At 65.3% G+C, this 15,166-nt stretch carries 12 protein-coding genes and 3 tRNA genes; 10 read left to right on the forward strand and 5 right to left on the reverse strand.

The features are described 5' to 3' along the window. Positions 1-176 precede the first annotated feature (176 nt). From ACR9ZJ_RS15805 to ACR9ZJ_RS15815, 3 genes are read left to right on the forward strand one after another with little or no spacing between them, the layout of a single operon-like run. Entirely contained in the window at positions 177-1,295 is a 1,119-nt protein-coding gene (locus ACR9ZJ_RS15805; protein ID WP_481280041.1) for an MFS transporter, read from the forward strand. A 10-nt stretch (positions 1,296-1,305) separates the two neighbouring features. Then, positions 1,306-1,926 carry an HAD family hydrolase gene (locus ACR9ZJ_RS15810; RefSeq protein ID WP_481280042.1) on the forward strand — a complete coding sequence of 207 codons (621 nt, stop codon included), beginning with the start codon at positions 1,306-1,308 and terminating at the stop codon, positions 1,924-1,926. Continuing rightward, entirely contained in the window at positions 1,923-2,693 is a 771-nt protein-coding gene (locus ACR9ZJ_RS15815; protein WP_481288273.1) for a DeoR/GlpR family DNA-binding transcription regulator, read from the forward strand. The genes ACR9ZJ_RS15810 and ACR9ZJ_RS15815 overlap by 4 nt, the downstream gene beginning before the upstream one ends. 85 nt (positions 2,694-2,778) lie before the next feature. On the opposite strand, the gene ppsA is transcribed toward ACR9ZJ_RS15815, so the two are convergent. Further along, complete coding sequence (gene ppsA / locus ACR9ZJ_RS15820) at positions 2,779-5,151, reverse strand: phosphoenolpyruvate synthase (RefSeq protein ID WP_481288274.1); 2,373 nt, start codon at positions 5,149-5,151, stop codon at positions 2,779-2,781. A gap of 188 nt (positions 5,152-5,339) precedes the next feature. Here ppsA and ppsR point away from each other — a divergent pair, with 188 nt between their 5' ends. Together ppsR and ACR9ZJ_RS15830 are read left to right on the forward strand one after the other, a co-directional pair. After that, entirely contained in the window at positions 5,340-6,155 is an 816-nt protein-coding gene (ppsR, locus tag ACR9ZJ_RS15825; RefSeq protein WP_481280045.1) for a posphoenolpyruvate synthetase regulatory kinase/phosphorylase PpsR, read from the forward strand. Between the two features lie 32 nt (positions 6,156-6,187). After that, complete coding sequence (locus tag ACR9ZJ_RS15830) at positions 6,188-6,664, forward strand: DUF1249 domain-containing protein (protein WP_306846300.1); 477 nt, start codon at positions 6,188-6,190, stop codon at positions 6,662-6,664. A 246-nt stretch (positions 6,665-6,910) separates the two neighbouring features. Here ACR9ZJ_RS15830 and ACR9ZJ_RS15835 read toward each other — a convergent pair. The 3 genes from ACR9ZJ_RS15835 to ACR9ZJ_RS15845 form a co-directional block, all read right to left on the reverse strand. Beyond that, positions 6,911-6,987, reverse strand: a tRNA-Asp gene (locus tag ACR9ZJ_RS15835). Positions 6,988-7,056: 69 nt separating this feature from the next. Further along, positions 7,057-7,132, reverse strand: a tRNA-Glu gene (locus ACR9ZJ_RS15840). Positions 7,133-7,143: 11 nt separating this feature from the next. After that, positions 7,144-7,219, reverse strand: a tRNA-Ala gene (locus ACR9ZJ_RS15845). 204 nt (positions 7,220-7,423) lie between these two features. On the opposite strand from ACR9ZJ_RS15845, the gene ACR9ZJ_RS15850 reads away from it, so the two are divergent. The 5 genes from ACR9ZJ_RS15850 to ACR9ZJ_RS15870 all read left to right on the forward strand — a co-directional run bounded on the left by ACR9ZJ_RS15850 (position 7,424) and on the right by ACR9ZJ_RS15870 (position 12,704). Further along, positions 7,424-9,184: a cation:proton antiporter gene (locus ACR9ZJ_RS15850; protein WP_481280046.1), complete on the forward strand. Its 1,761-nt coding sequence runs from the start codon at positions 7,424-7,426 to the stop codon at positions 9,182-9,184. Positions 9,185-9,347: 163 nt separating this feature from the next. Further along, positions 9,348-10,130, forward strand: a complete 783-nt coding sequence (locus ACR9ZJ_RS15855; protein ID WP_306846304.1) for an FKBP-type peptidyl-prolyl cis-trans isomerase — start codon at positions 9,348-9,350, stop codon at positions 10,128-10,130. Positions 10,131-10,452: 322 nt separating this feature from the next. Then, complete coding sequence (locus tag ACR9ZJ_RS15860; RefSeq protein WP_481280047.1) at positions 10,453-11,802, forward strand: UDP-glucose dehydrogenase family protein; 1,350 nt, start codon at positions 10,453-10,455, stop codon at positions 11,800-11,802. Then, positions 11,795-12,007 carry a SlyX family protein gene (locus ACR9ZJ_RS15865; RefSeq protein WP_426284915.1) on the forward strand — a complete coding sequence of 71 codons (213 nt, stop codon included), beginning with the start codon at positions 11,795-11,797 and terminating at the stop codon, positions 12,005-12,007. Before ACR9ZJ_RS15860 ends, ACR9ZJ_RS15865 begins: the two co-directional genes overlap by 8 nt. Positions 12,008-12,032: 25 nt before the next feature. Then, positions 12,033-12,704, forward strand: coding sequence for a DUF2058 domain-containing protein (locus tag ACR9ZJ_RS15870; protein WP_481288275.1), 672 nt, complete (start codon positions 12,033-12,035; stop codon positions 12,702-12,704). Between the two features lie 243 nt (positions 12,705-12,947). On the opposite strand, the gene ACR9ZJ_RS15875 is transcribed toward ACR9ZJ_RS15870, so the two are convergent. Continuing rightward, entirely contained in the window at positions 12,948-15,005 is a 2,058-nt protein-coding gene (locus ACR9ZJ_RS15875) for a 3-hydroxyacyl-CoA dehydrogenase NAD-binding domain-containing protein (RefSeq protein WP_481288276.1), read from the reverse strand. Positions 15,006-15,166 lie beyond the last annotated feature (161 nt).

Raw genomic sequence — 15,166 nt, forward strand, 5'->3', positions numbered from 1 at the left:
ACTACCGTCGCGCCGAGGGTGGCGCCCGGCAGCTCCCCCGCCACGCACACAACGAACGCGAGGGCGAAGCCGAGCCGTGCACCGCCCGCTTTTCGCGAGAAAACTGCCCAAAAGGACTTGCACGTTTGTGCACGTTTTCATACATTGGTGCGCATTCGTCATCCATGGAAGTTCGCATGAAGCCAGCGCGCGCCACTCGATTGATCTTTCTTCTCTCTGGCATCGGCATGGCCAGCTGGGCCCCGATGGTGCCGTATGCCAAGGCGAGGCTCGGGCTCGACGATGCGACGCTCGGCCTGGTGCTCCTGTGCATGGGCTGCGGGGCGGTCGCCGCCATGCCCCTGGCGGGGTTCCTGACCCATCGTTACGGGAACCGCGACGTCATCGGTGGTAGTGGATTGCTGGTTTGCGTGGCTTTGCCCCTGCTGACGATCACTCCCAATGCCTATTGGCTCGGTGCCGCCCTGTTGTTCTTCGGTGCCGCGCTGGGCGTGGTCGACGTGGCCATGAATGCCCATGCGGTGGACGTGGAAAAGCATGCGGGCAAACCGATGATGTCGGGCTTCCATGGCCTTTTCAGCGTAGGCGGCCTCGCCGGTTCGGCAGGCATGGCGGCACTGTTGAAGGCGGGTGCGCCGCTGACCGGCAGCGCGTTGGCCGTGTCGGCCGCCTTGCTCGTCATCGTCGTGACGCAATGGAGGCACTTCCTGGTTCGACTCGACGATTCCGACCAGTCGCATTCCATCTTCCGCATGCCCTCGGCATCGGTATTCCTGCTGGGTTTCCTCTGCCTGGTGGTATTCCTCGCCGAAGGCGCGATGCTGGACTGGAGCGCGGTGTTCCTGCGTTTCTCGCGTGGATTCGATCCTTCGCTGGCTGGCCTGGGCTATGCCGCGTTCTCCATCGCGATGGCCTGCGGCCGATTGCTCGGCGATCGCATCACGGCCTCGGTGGGGCCGGTGACGATCGTGCGCGTGGGTGCCCTCCTGGCTGCGCTCGGCTTCTTCCTCGCCACCGCCTTGCCCTGGGGGCCGGCCGCGATGCTGGGCTTCATCCTGGTAGGCATCGGCGCGTCGAATATCGTCCCCGTGCTGTTCAGCGCGGCCGGGCGCCAGCCGGGCACGTCCCCCGGGATCGCCATCGCCACGGTCACGTCGCTGGGCTACGCGGGCATGCTCGCCGGCCCGGCGGCCATCGGCTTCGCCGCCCACCTGAGCAGCCTGTCGCTGGCCCTTTGCGGGGTGGCCGTGTTGCTCGTGGTCGTATCAATCTGCGCGTCCATCGCGCGCCGCTAAGGATCGTTCCATGCATACCAAACGCGATGTCGTCATCTTCGATTTCGGCGGTGTCCTGATCGACTGGAATCCACGCTACCTCTACCGCAAGCTGTTCGGCGACGACGAGCAGGCGATGGAAGCCTTCCTGGCCGAGGTGACCACGCCGGAATGGAACCTGCAGCAGGACGCCGGCCGCTCCTGGGACGAAGCGGTGCGCCTGCTCACCGCGGAGCATCCCACCAAGGCCGAACTCATCGCGGCCTACCAGCACCGCTGGGAGGAAACACTCGGTGGCGCGATCGACGACAGCCTGCATATCCTGCGCGAACTGAAGGAGGCCGGGCATCCTCTCTATGGCCTCACCAACTGGTCGCACGAGACCTTTCCATTCGCCCGCGAACGCTTCGATTTCCTCACCCTTTTCGACGGCATCGTCGTCTCGGGCGAGGAGGGCATGATCAAGCCGGACCCGAAGCTCTACCAGACCCTGCTCGAACGCTACGACATCGATCCCTCGCGCGCGGTGTTCATCGACGACAACAAGGTCAACGTGGATGCCGCCGAGGCGCTGGGCATCCATGGCATCCACTTCCATACGCCCCGGCAATTGCGTGCGGAACTGATCGAACTGGGTTTCCTCCCGGCATGAATGCACCGCTCGACACGACGCTGCCCCGCGAGCGCGAACAGTTGATCCTCGAGCGCTTGCGCCGCGAGGGCAAGGTCGTCGCCGCCGACCTCGCACAGGAGTTCCGCGTATCGGAGGATTCGATCCGTCGCGACTTGCGCGATCTCGCCGCGCAAGGGCTATGCCGCCGCGTCTATGGCGGTGCCTTGCTCGCGGTGAATATCCCCCCGCTGGGCGAGCGTCACGGCGAGCGGACGGAACTCAAGCGCGAACTCGCGCGGACGGCGATCGGTCTCGTCGGGCGCGGGCAGATACTGTTCATCGACGCCGGTTCGACCAATACCGTGTTGGCGAAGATGTTGCCGGAAAACAGTGACCTCACCGTGGTGACGAATGCGCCGGACGTGGCATTGGCGGTGCTCGGTCGTCCCGGTTTCGACGTGATCGTGCTGGGAGGAAAGCTCGATCCGGCGATCGGTGGCGCGATCGGTTCCCGTACGGTTCGCCAGGCACAGGACATTCGTGCGGACCTCTGTTTTCCAGGGGTGTGCGCCATCGATCCCGAGCGTGGGCTATGGACCTACGACGAGGAAGAGACCGTGTTCAAGCAGGCGATCATCGAGGCCAGCGGTGAGACGGTGGCGATCGCCACGCCGGACAAGCTGGTGGCCTCGGCGACGCATCATACGGCGCCGATCGCCGGTATCGCGCACCTGGTGGTGGCGGCGGATACGGATGCGGCGGTGGTGGAGCGGTATCGTGCGGCAGGGGTGATGGTGCATAGGTAGGTCGATCGCCGCTGAAGCGGCTCCCACAAAAGCGGGGTGGGGAGGTCCCTCGGGACCGCCCCACCGCCTTCCCATCCTGCTTGCCTCAGCCGGCCTTTTTCTTGGCCAACCGCAGCCAGGTGTCGACCACGGTGTCCGGATTGAGCGACATCGATTCGATGCCCTGTTCCATCAGCCACTCCGCCAGGTCCGGATGATCGGAGGGACCCTGGCCGCAGATGCCCACGTACTTGCCCTTGTCGCGTGCCGTTTTGATCGCCATGGCGAGCAGCTTCTTCACCGCCGCGTCGCGTTCGTCGAACAGGTGGGCCACGATGCTCGAATCGCGATCCAGGCCCAGGGTGAGCTGGGTCAGGTCGTTCGAACCGATGGAGAAGCCGTCGAAGATATCGAGGAATTCGTCCGCCAGCAGGGCGTTGGACGGTACCTCGCACATCATGATCACCTTCAGGTCGTGCTCGCCCTGGACGAGGCCGTTCTGGCGGAGTACCTCGATCACCTTGCGGCCTTCGTCGAGCGTGCGCACGAAGGGAATCATCACCCACACATTGGTGAGGCCCATGGTCTCGCGCACGTACTTGGCCGCCTTGCACTCCAGCGCGAACGACGCGGCGAAGCCCGGATCGACATAACGGCTGGCGCCGCGGTAGCCGATCATCGGGTTTTCCTCGTGGGGCTCGTAACGCGAACCGCCGATCAGGCCCGCGTACTCGTTCGACTTGAAGTCGGAGAGGCGCACGATCACCGGCTTCGGGTACACCGAGGCGGCGATGGTGGCGATGCCTTCGGCGAGACGATCGACATAGAAGGAGACCGGGTCCTTGTAGCCCTGGATGCGGGCGTCGATGCGCGCCTTGGTTTCCGCGTCCTGCTTGCCGTATTCCAGCAGGGCCTTCGGATGCACGCCGATGTGGCTGGCGATGATCATTTCCAGGCGTGCCAGGCCGATGCCGGCATTGGGCAGCATGCCGAAATCGAAGGCGCGTTCGGGGTTGGCCACGTTCATCATGATCTTCAGTGGCGCTTCCGGCATCGCGCCCAGGTCGGCGGTGATGCGGTCGAACTTCAGCGTGCCTTCGTAGATGGTGCCGGTGTCGCCTTCGGCGCAGGAGACGGTGACTTCCGCGCCGTCGGGAATCGTCTCCAGCGCGTTGCCGCAGCCGACCACGGCGGGCACGCCCAGTTCGCGGGCGATGATCGCCGCGTGGCAGGTACGGCCGCCGCGATTGGTCACGATCGCCGCGGCACGCTTCATCACCGGCTCCCAGTCGGGATCGGTCATGTCGGCCACGAGCACGTCGCCGGGCTGGACCTTGTTCATGTCGGCGAGCGAGCGGATGACGCGGGCCTTGCCGGCGCCGATCTTCTGGCCGATGGCGCGGCCTTCGGTGAGCACCTTGCCCTTTTCGTTGAGCTGGAAGCGCTCCAGCGTGGTCGCGTGGTCACGCGATTTCACCGTCTCCGGGCGCGCCTGCACGATGTAGAGCTTGCCGGTGTGACCGTCCTTCGCCCACTCGATGTCCATCGGGCGGCCATAGTGCTTCTCGATGACGAGCGCCTGGCGCGAGAGTTCTTCCACGTCGGCGTCCGTGATGCAGAAGCGATGACGATCCTCGACCGGTGTCTCCTCGATGCGCACGCGCTCGCCAGGCTGGTCGGAATAGACCATGCGCTGCTGCTTGGCGCCGAGGCTGCGGCGGAGCACCGCCGGCTTGCCTTCGCGCAACGTGGGCTTGAAGACGTAGAACTCGTCCGGGTTGACGGCGCCCTGGACGACCATCTCACCGAGGCCATACGAGCCGGTGACGAAGACCACGTCGCGGAAGCCGGATTCGGTGTCCAGGGTGAACAGCACGCCGGACGCGCCGACGTCGGAACGGACCATCAGCTGCACGCCGGCGGAAAGGAACACGTCCTCGTGCTTGAAGCCCTGGTGTACGCGATAGGCGATGGCCCGGTCGTTGTAGAGCGAGGCGAAAACCTCCTTCACCTTGTGCAGCACATCGTCGATGCCGACGACGTTGAGGAAGGTTTCCTGCTGGCCCGCGAAGGAGGCGTCCGGAAGGTCCTCGGCCGTGGCGGAGGAACGCACGGCCACCGCGATATCGGTGGCGCCGGCGTCCTTGCACAGCTTGATGTAGGCATCGCGGATGGCCTGCTCGAGGTCAGCGGGCAGGGCGGTATCGACGATCCAGCCGCGGATCTCCTTGCCGCCCCGGGTCAGTTCGTCCACGTCGTCCACGTCCAGCGTGGCCAGGCGTTCCTGGATACGCTTCGCGAGGCCGCTCTTCTCGAGGTAGGTCTGGAAGGCGTCGGCCGTGGTGGCGAAACCGCCAGGCACGGAGACACCCAGTTTCGCCAGGTTGCCGATCATCTCGCCAAGGGAGGCGTTCTTGCCGCCCACCTTGCCCAGGTCGGTCATGCGTAGCGCGTCGAGCCAAAGTACCAGGTCGCTCAAGGGAAAATCCTCACAATCGGTTCGTCGGTTTTGCGGCGGGCCGCGCTAGAAAATCCACACATTGTCGGGGGACGGTCGGCGCCGAAACAAGGCGCGATGCACAAACGTTCAGCGATGATGCGGGGTGGATTGTTATCGCGGCGTCTTGAGCTAAGGTGGATCCATGGACCACCGCAGGGAATTGACCGATGCGTCGCACCGTGTTCTTCATCTCCGACTCCACCGGCATCACGGCCGAGACCATCGGCAACAGCATGCTGGCCCAGTTCGAGGGGGTGCAGTTCGATACCCACCGGCTACCCTTCATCGATAACGCGGCCAAGGCCGAGGCGGCCTGCCTGCGGATCAAGACCAAGTACGCCCAGGACGGCCAGCGCCCCATCGTGGTCAATACGATGACCTCGCGGACGTTATGCGACATCGTGGCCGGCAGCGGGGCGCTGATGCTCGACGTCTTCGCCCCCTTCATCGAGCCGCTGGAGGCGGAACTGGGGGCGAAACAGTCCGGCGCGGTCAACCGCTCCCATGGCCTGGTCGATTTCGAGCGCTACGAGGCCCGCATCGAGGCCACCAACTACGCCCTGGCCCACGACGACGGGCTGGACGTGGACTACAACCAGGCGGACGTGGTGCTGGTCGGGGTCTCCCGCTCGGGCAAGACGCCCACCTGCCTCTACATGGCCTTGCATTACGGTGTCTGCGCCGCCAACTATCCGCTCACGGACGACGACCTCGACAAGCTGGAGCTGCCGACGCGTCTACGCCCTTATCGCAGCCGGTTGTTCGGTCTCACCATCGACCCGATCCGCCTGGCGCAGATCCGCGAGCAGCGCCGTCCCGGCAGCCGCTACGCCACGCTGAAGCAGTGTCGCTGGGAACTCGAACAGGCCGACAGGCTGATGCGGCGGGAGAACATCCCGGTCCTCAACACGACGCACACCTCGATCGAGGAGATTTCGAGCAAGATCTTCGAATACCTCGGTATCGAACGCCATATGTATTAGACGAGAACGTTTCACGGAGTATCGCCGCCCCCATGACCGCCGTCATCGAACGCCCCATCGCCCTCATCCCGGGACGCTTCGAGTTCCTGATGGGACTCTATGCGGAGAACTACCACCGGCTGGCACGGCTGTTCGCACCGCAGCGGTTGGCGCCGGGCCGGTATATCTCGGACGTGGACGATGGACTGAAGGTGCGCCTGGACGTGCAGGAGAAGCATCCGTACACGCTCGAACTGGAACTCACCTACGACTTCGTCGATGAGGCGACGGGCCAGCCTTCACCTTCGGCGCAGCTGCGCATGTACACCGATGCGCACGTGGCCGAGGCCATGCATTGCCATCCGGGCCGCAAGCTGTGGCAGGTGCTGGGACCCTTTCCGCCCGCCCGTACGGTATTGCAGCACCGGCTGCGCATGAACGGCTTCCTCAGCCGCTGGCTGGAATACCTGGCGGAGCAGGGCCATTCGATCGGCACGCTGGAGCGCGTGGGTGACGTCCCGGCCGAGTGAGCCGACCAGCGAGTGAGCTGACTTGGGAGCCACCTGAAGTGGGAGCCGGCCCGAGGTGGGAGCCGACCCTGTCGGCGATGGGTGCTTGCCGTAACCCGGCCCGCTGCCGCGGGATCGCCGACAAGGTCGGCTCCCACCATCCATCGGGCTCGGCTCCTGCTAATCCATCGGGCCCCACCAAGCCATCGAGTCTTGAATTCAGGGCAAAAAAAACCCGCCGGAAGGCGGGATTCTCTTTGGAGGTAATGGCGGAGCGGACGGGACTCGAACCCGCGACCTCCGGCGTGACAGGCCAGCATTCTAACCGACTGAACTACCGCTCCACACTACGTTCCACTTCCAACAACAACCCAACTTCCTTCGTCCTTTACACTCTTCGGCGAACCGAAAAGTGGCGTCCCCACGGGGATTCGAACCCCGGTCGCCACCGTGAAAGGGTGATGTCCTAGGCCTCTAGACGATGGGGACGTACTAGAAGTTGGTGGAGCCAGCCGGGATCGAACCGGCGACCTCCTGCATGCCATGCAGGCGCTCTCCCAGCTGAGCTATGGCCCCCTGCTGGAAGCCGCAAAGATTACGTCCGACCCGTGACTTCGTCAAGCATTCGTTACATTTTTTTTGAATTTATTTTCGAAAAAAGGGGAATGCCGAGACCTGGCACGTACTTGCGGTGACGTGCGTTCCACCGCTTTCCCCACCGCGTGTGCTTCGGCCGTGGCACACCGGTTAACCTGTCCTTCCATACCTACAGGGACAGGCATGCACGGCATCGTTTTCATCCAGGACCTGGCCACGGTGATGCTCGTCGCCGGACTCACGACGGTGCTTTTCCAGCGCCTCAGGCAGCCCGTGGTGCTCGGCTACATCATCGCCGGCGTGCTCATCGGTCCGCATACGTTGCCGGTGATCTTTATCCACGACGAGGAAACGATCCGCACCCTGTCCGAGCTGGGCATGATCCTCCTGCTGTTCGCGCTGGGCCTGGAGTTCAGCCTGAAGAAGTTGCGGGCGGTGGGTGGCGCCGCGCTGGTCGCCGCCTTCGCCGAAATCGTGTTGATGGTCTGGATCGGGTACGAGATCGGCCGTTTCTTCGGCTGGTCGGCCATGGATTCGCTGTTCCTCGGCGCCATGCTTTCGATTTCCTCCACCACCATCATCATGAAGGCGCTCGAGGACCTGGGCCTGAAGCGCGAGCGCTTCGCCCAGCTGATGTTCGGCATCCTCATCGTCGAGGACCTGCTGGCGATCGTGCTGATGGCCTTGTTGACCGGTATCGCCGGTACCGGCGGTGTCGAGGCGGGCCAGGCGCTGGCGGCGGTCGGCCGGCTCGGCCTGTTCATGGCGGTGTCGCTGGTGGTGGGGCTGCTGCTCGTGCCGCGCGTCGTCGACTACATCGCGCGGGTAAGCCGCAACGACGTGCTGCTGGTGGCGGTGCTCGGCATCTGCTTCGGCTTCTGCCTGCTGGTGACGGAAATGGGCTACAGCGTCGCGCTGGGTGCCTTCATGATCGGCGCGATCGTCGCGGAATCGGAAAGCGTGGGCCGGATCGAGCGCATCGTGATGCCCGTGCGCGACATGTTCAGCGCGATCTTCTTCGTCGCCATCGGCATGCTCATCGATCCGGATCTCCTGCTGAAATACGCCTGGCCTATCACCGTGGTGACGATCGCGGTGGTGCTGGGCAAGGTCATCACCTGCAGTTTCGGCAGTTTCGTTGCCGGCAACGACGGGCGCACGTCGCTCCGCGTAGGCATGGGCCTGGCGCAGATCGGCGAATTCTCGTTCGTCATCGCCTCGCTCGGCCTGACGCTCAAGGTGACCAGCGACTTCCTCTATCCGGTGGCCGTGGCGGTGTCCGCCATCACCACCTTCCTCACGCCTTATCTCATCCGTTCGTCGGACCCGCTCGCGCGATTCATGGGCCGGACCTTGCCTTCGCGGTTCACCGGGGTGTTCGCCGCCTACACGGAATGGATGGGCAACCTCGGCCTGCAAGGGCAGGGCGCCGTCGTGATGAAGATGATCCGCCGGCTGGTCTGGCACGTGATCATCAACACGGCGCTGGTGGTCGCCGTGTTCATCATCGTGGCCTTCGTCTATCGCCGGGGTTTCCTGCACCTGGACATGTTCAGCGACCGGCCGACGGTGCAGCGTAGCCTGGCCTGGTCGATGGCGGCGCTGCTCTCCCTGCCGATGGTCGTGGCCACCTACCGCAAGGCCGGGGCCCTGGGCATGCTGCTGGCGGAATTGTCCATTCCGGACCGGTTCGGCGCCCGCACCTACACGATCCGCTCGGTGCTGGCCCGGATCATCCCCCTGGTGGCCATGCTGGTGATAGGGCTGCTGGTCGCGGCGCTGGCATCGACCATCCTGCCGCCACGGGAGGTCGCGCTGGTCCTGGTCCTGATCGGGATAGGCCTCACCTGGCTGCTCTGGCGGGTGCTGGTCCAGGTCCACGCCCGGCTCCAGGCCGCCATCCGTGACACCCTCGAAAAACCGGGGCAGGATCGCCACGAGTGACGCAGTCCTCATTTCGATGAAAGGTTCCTGAACTTTTCATGTGAAACCTTGTCTCTCGCCCCGTCATTGCAAGCAGGGCGCGAACCACCGCACAATGGCGTTTCCGCCTCCACAAGGAGGTGTACCGGCGGCGTCGCCGATCTTTCTAGAGAGGGAGTACCGAATGAAGCACTTTTTGCGTCCCACGATGACGGCCGTCGCCCTGGCGGTTGCGCTGGGTACGGCCGCGGGCGCATCCGCCCAGGCCGCCAAGCCGGCTGCCTCCGCGGCACCGGTCGATAAACAGAAGGCCAGCTATGTCGTGGGTTGGGACCTCGCCAGCTCGCTTCCGCCGCTCGTCGCGAAGGAAGTCGATGCCGCCACGGTCGCCAAGGCACTGCAGGCTGCGCTGTCTGGCCAGAAGCCGACCATGTCGGAGGCCGAGGCCAAGTCGGTTCGCGAAGCGTTCGTCGCCCAGCTGAAGGTCAAGGCCGAGGCCGAGTACAACAAGGTCGCTGCCCAGAACAAGCAGGAAGGCGATGCGTTCCTGGCCAAGAACAAGTCGGCCGCCGGCGTGAAGGTCACTTCCTCGGGCCTGCAGTACCAGGTGGTCCAGGCCGGTACCGGCCAGCGTCCGGGTCCGAACGATACCGTCACCATCAACTACACCGGCACCTTCGTGAACGGCGAGAAGTTCGACTCCTCGGCCGACCACCAGCCGGCCGGTCCGGCCCAGATCCCGCTCGCCGCGGTGATCCCGGGCTTCCGCGAGGGCCTGCAGCTGATGCAGACCGGCGGCAAGTACAAGCTGTTCATCCCGTCGAACATCGCTTATGGCGCCAAGCCGGAAAACGGCTTCCCGCCGAACGCGACGATCATCTTCGACGTCGAACTGCTCAAGACCGGCCCGACCCCGGCTGGCCAGGGCCCGGGTGCTCCGGGTGCCGCACCGCAGGGTGGCAAGTAAGCCTTAAAGGCTTACCGGCAACATCGAAAGGGCGCGGAGCGATCCGCGCCCTTTTTCGTTGGTGGGAGCCTATTTCCGAGGGGGGCGATTCCTTGGTGGGAGCCGACTTGTCGGCGATCCCGCGGCAGCGGGCCAGACTATGGCAAGCACCCATCGCCGCTGAGCGGCTCCCACAAGAGCGGAACTTGCCTTGCCAGGGTTGGCTCCCGGCGGGATTGCTTGCATGGCCGGGCTCCACCACGGGCCGGCTTGGTTTGTTTGCCGCGCGTGCCGGACTACAATTGCCCGTTACGACGAGCCTGTCGAAAGCTCCGGGAGCTTCATGAAAGTCACGATCTTTGGAACCGGCTATGTGGGTCTCGTCACGGGGGCCTGCCTCGCCGAGATGGGCAACCATGTCGTCTGCGTGGATGTCGATGCCGGCAAGGTCGAACGGCTGAAGCAGGGCGACGTTCCGATCTACGAGCCGGGCCTGGAGCCCATGGTCATCCGCAACCATGCGGACGGGCGCCTCGATTTCACCACGGATGCCGCACCCGCCATCGCCCATGCCGACATCGTGTTCATCGCGGTCGGCACGCCGCCCGACGAGGATGGCAGCGCCGACCTGCAGTACGTGCTGGCCGTGGCGAAGACCATCGGCGACCACATCGATCGCTATACCGTGGTGGTGAACAAGTCGACCGTGCCCGTGGGCACCGCCGATCGCGTACGCGCCGCGGTGGCCGCGCGATTGGAGAAGCGCGGCGTCGATGTGCCGTTCGATGTCGTTTCCAACCCTGAATTCCTGAAGGAAGGCGATGCCGTCGAGGATTGCCTGCGTCCGGATCGCATCATCGTCGGTGCGTCGAGCCAGAAGGCCATCCGCGTGCTGCGCAAACTGTACGCGGCGTTCAATCGCAACCACGACCGCATGGTGGTGATGGACGAGCGTTCGGCCGAACTGACCAAGTACGCCGCGAACGCGATGCTGGCGACCAAGATCAGTTTCATGAACGAGATCGCCAACATCGCCGAGCATGTCGGCGCCGACGTGGAACTGGTGCGCCAGGGTATCGGTGCGGACCCCCGCATCGGTTATCACTTCATCTATCCCGGCGCCGGCTACGGTGGCTCCTGCTTCCCGAAGGATGTGCAGGCGCTGGCGCGTACCGCGCATTCGGTGGGCTACGAAGCGCGCCTGCTCGACGCGGTGGAGGCGGTGAACGATGCGCAGAAGTCGCGACTGTTCGCCCTGCTTTCGAAGCATTTCGATGGCAAGCTGAAAGGCCTCACCATCGCCGTATGGGGCCTGGCCTTCAAGCCGAACACCGACGACATGCGCGAAGCCTCCAGCCGCCGCCTCATGGAGCAGTTGTGGGAAGCCGGTGCCCGCGTTCGCGCATTCGACCCGGAAGCCGCGGAAGAAACCCGTCGCATCTACGGCGATCGCGACGACCTCACGCTGGTCGAGCGTCCCTACGCCGCGCTCGAAGGCGCCGATGCGCTGGTCATCGTCACCGAGTGGAAGGCATTCCGCAGCCCCGATTTCGGGCGCGTGAAATCGCTGCTCGTGTCCCCGGTGATTTTCGACGGCCGCAATCTTTACGATCCGGCCGTGGTCGAGGAAGCCGGCATCGCGTACTACGGCATCGGTCGTGGCCGTAGCCTGGCAGGGCGCGAGCATGGCTGACCTGGATGAACGGGTGGTCGAACTCGAGGTGCGCCTCGCCTTCATCGACGACACGGTTAACGCGCTTTCGTCGGCCGACGCGGAAATCGCCCGCCGGCTGGACCTACTGGAACGAGCCGTGCGCGACCTGCGCTCGGATCTCGTGAACATGCGCGCGGGGTTGGGCAGCGATCCTGCCAACGAGCCTCCGCCGCCGCACTACTGAAGCATTCGAACGAGTCTTACCGATCATGGCAGAGTCCCTGCGCGACCAGTTGTTGAAGAGTGGCCTCGTGAAGGAAATTCGCGAGGAAAAACGGAAGCCGGCGCCTCCGGCGCGGCAGGGTAGCAACACGTCCGCCAGCGGCCAGCCGTATGCCGGCGATCGCCCCAAGCAGGGCGGCAAGCCGCACGGCGGCGGCAACGCACGGAAGGGCGGTCCGAATCAGGCAGGCCGTCCGCCGCGCCATGGGGGCAAGCCGGGCGCGCCCGCGCAACGGCCGCCGCGCAAGGACGGCGAGATCGACCTCGCCAAGGCCTACGCGATCCGCGCGCAGAATGAAGCCGCCGAGCGTCGCAGGGTGGAGGCGGAAGCGGCCGAGCAGGCCCGGTTGCGCAAGGAGAAGAAGCGCAAGGTCGAGGAACTGCTGAAAGGCAAGGCGCTCAACCTGCCCGATGCCGACCAGGTGCGTCATTTTCCGTATGGAGAGAAGATTCGGCGCGTGTACGTCGACGCCGCGCAGCTGGTCGCCTTGAATGCCGGGGAACTCGGCGTCGTGCAGCAGGGTGGGCGTTACCTGGTGGTGGACAAGGCGGTGATCGAGGAACTGCGTGGCATCGCGCCGGAGTTCATCGCGCTGATGGTCGACCCGAACGCGGTGGACGAGTCGGACGATGGGGTGCCTGACGATTTGATGTGGTGAGTGAGGTGAGTCCGCGCTGTCGCGCGGATCGCCGCTGAAGCGGCTTCCCGCCCAGGCAACAGCATCGCCGACAGGGTCGGCTCCCACCACGGCTCGCGCTGGTCTCGGTCCACCACGGCCTGCGCAGGTCTTGGGTCCAGCAGGGCCTGCGCAGGTCTTGGGTCCAGCAGGGCCTGCGCAGGTCTTGGGTGGGAGCCGACCTTGTCGGCGATGGCTCGGAGCCTTGAGTAGCCAGGCGGCGAGCTAAGCCGCCGGAGTGGCCAACTCCGGATTCTCCCAGCCTTCCTTCCGGGCGAAGCGCGCGCCGTGCTTCTGCTCCAGCTTCGCCAGGCGCTCGCGTACCGCGGCCACGCCTTCGCTGCGCACGTACTGGATGGGGCCGCCACGGAAGGGCGCGAAGCCCGTGCCGAAGATGACGCCCGCGTCGAGCAGGTCGGCATCGTCGACGACGTTCTCGGCCAGGCAGGCGATGGCTTCGTTGATCATGGGCAGGATCATGCGGTCCTGGATGTCCGCTGGCGCGACGTAGTCCGGATCGACTTCCGGTTTGTCCGGCTTGCCGTCCTTCCACACGTACAGGCCTTCGCCATCCTTCTTGCCGCGCTTGTTCGCGGCGAGCCGGTCTTCCAGTCCCTGGGGAATCTCCAGGCCGAGGAACGGCGCGAGTTCCTTGCCCACCGAGGCGCAGACGTCGAGCCCGACGGTGTCGGCCAGTTCGATCGGTCCCATGGGCATGCCGAACTTCTTCGCTTCGCGGTCGAGCACCGGCCCCGGTACGCCTTCGTTGTACAGGCGCATCGCTTCCATCAGGTAGGGCATGAGGATGCGGTTGACCAGGAAGCCCGGCGTTCCCTTCACCGGCACGGGCAGCTTGCCGATCGCCTTGCAGAAGGCGAGGGCACGCTTCTCGATCGCGGGATCGAGGGCATCGTGGCGCACCACTTCCACCAGCGGCATCTGCGCCACCGGGTTGAAGAAATGCAGGCCGAGGAAACGTTGCGGCGCCTTCAGGCCCCGGCGGAGTTCGTCCAGCGGAATGGACGACGTGTTGCTGGCGAGGATCTCGTCGGCCTGGAATTGCGGCTCGATCGCCGCATAGAGCGCGTGCTTGGCTTCGGGGTTCTCGAAGATGGCCTCGATGGCGAGGTCGGCATCGGCGACGCCCTTGCCCTCCACGTCGGCGCGCAAGCGTGCGACGGCGGCATCGACCTTGGCCGGCGCCCTCAGTTTCTTCTCGAACAACGCGCGGGCACGCTTGATCGCGGGTTCGACGAAACGTAGTTCTCGGTCTTGCAGTGTCACGTCGAAGCCCTTGAGCGCGGCCCAGGCGGCGATATCGCCACCCATCGTGCCGGCACCCACCACGTGCACGTGCTCGATGCCGTGATCCGTCCCGCCGCCGAGCCCCTTGAGGCGTTCCTGCAGGAAGAAGACGCGGATGAGGTTACGCGCGGTCGACGTCGTGGCGAGCTTCGCCACCGACTTCGCTTCCAGCTTGAGGCGTTGCTGGATATTGCCGCCGCCACGCGCCCAGACGTCGATCAACGCGAAGGGGGCGGGGTAATGCTCCCGGCGCACCTTGGCGGCCGTCTGCTTGCGCACCATGGGCGCGAGGATGGCGCGCGCCGGCAAGGTGTTCGTGGCCCATGCCTTGGCCCGCTGCGCGAACGGCCGCACCTGCGGACGCCTCGCCAGGTCGCGGGCCTCGGCCAGCAGTTCGTCGGGACGGGCGAGTCGATCGACCAGGCCGACGGCCTTCGCGCGGCGTGCGTTGAACGGTTTTCCGGTGAGCATCGCCGGCAACGCGTCCGGCGCGCCGATCAGGCGCGGCAGCCGGGCGCTGCCGCCCCAACCCGGATGGATGCCGAGCATGACCTCGGGCAAGCCGATCTTCGTGGCGTCGTCGTCGGCGGCGATGCGCAGGCGGCAGGCCAGCGCGAGTTCGGTACCGCCGCCCATGCAGGCGCCGTGGATGGCGGCGACGGTCGGGCAGGGCAAGCGGGCGAGGCTTTCGAAGACGCGCTGGCCGTGCTCGATGTTGTCGAGCACGGTGCCGGTCTGCGCATACTCCACGAATTCCCGGATATCGGCGCCCACCGCGAAACCCATCGGTTTCGCCGAGTGGACGACGACTCCCTTGGGGTTTTCGATGGCCAGGCGCTCGACGAGGGTGTCCAGTTCGTCGAGCACCTCGCGCGACAGCGCATTGGCGCTGGCGCCCACGCGGTCGAGGGTGAGGACGACGATGCCGTCGTCGCCCACGCTGGTCTTCCAGTGCTTGAATCGAAGTCCTTCGAACATGGCGGGTCGTACGGTGGCGAATGAGCGCATCACCATACCTTTCCGCCGGGACGAATGCGAGATACCCCGCCGTATGGTGTGCCCCCGGGCTGTCTCTTATACACATCTAAAAAAAAAAGGGGGGGGGGGGGGGGGGGGGGGGGGGGGGGGGGGGGGGGGGG

The organism is Luteibacter sp. KNZ12-1A (assembly GCF_056755675.1).

Bases quoted from the DNA above. Each gene is read 5' to 3' on its own strand.
- ACR9ZJ_RS15805 (WP_481280041.1), top strand. From the start codon at position 177: ATGAAGCCAGCGCGCGCCACTCGATTGATCTTTCTTCTCTCTGGCATC.
- ACR9ZJ_RS15810 (WP_481280042.1), top strand. From the start codon at position 1,306: ATGCATACCAAACGCGATGTCGTCATCTTCGATTTCGGCGGTGTCCTG.
- ACR9ZJ_RS15815 (WP_481288273.1), top strand. From the start codon at position 1,923: ATGAATGCACCGCTCGACACGACGCTGCCCCGCGAGCGCGAACAGTTG.
- ppsR (WP_481280045.1), top strand. From the start codon at position 5,340: ATGCGTCGCACCGTGTTCTTCATCTCCGACTCCACCGGCATCACGGCC.
- ACR9ZJ_RS15830 (WP_306846300.1), top strand. From the start codon at position 6,188: ATGACCGCCGTCATCGAACGCCCCATCGCCCTCATCCCGGGACGCTTC.
- ACR9ZJ_RS15850 (WP_481280046.1), top strand. From the start codon at position 7,424: ATGCACGGCATCGTTTTCATCCAGGACCTGGCCACGGTGATGCTCGTC.
- ACR9ZJ_RS15855 (WP_306846304.1), top strand. From the start codon at position 9,348: ATGAAGCACTTTTTGCGTCCCACGATGACGGCCGTCGCCCTGGCGGTT.
- ACR9ZJ_RS15860 (WP_481280047.1), top strand. From the start codon at position 10,453: ATGAAAGTCACGATCTTTGGAACCGGCTATGTGGGTCTCGTCACGGGG.
- ACR9ZJ_RS15865 (WP_426284915.1), top strand. From the start codon at position 11,795: ATGGCTGACCTGGATGAACGGGTGGTCGAACTCGAGGTGCGCCTCGCC.
- ACR9ZJ_RS15870 (WP_481288275.1), top strand. From the start codon at position 12,033: ATGGCAGAGTCCCTGCGCGACCAGTTGTTGAAGAGTGGCCTCGTGAAG.
- ACR9ZJ_RS15875 (WP_481288276.1), bottom strand. From the start codon at position 15,005: ATGTTCGAAGGACTTCGATTCAAGCACTGGAAGACCAGCGTGGGCGAC.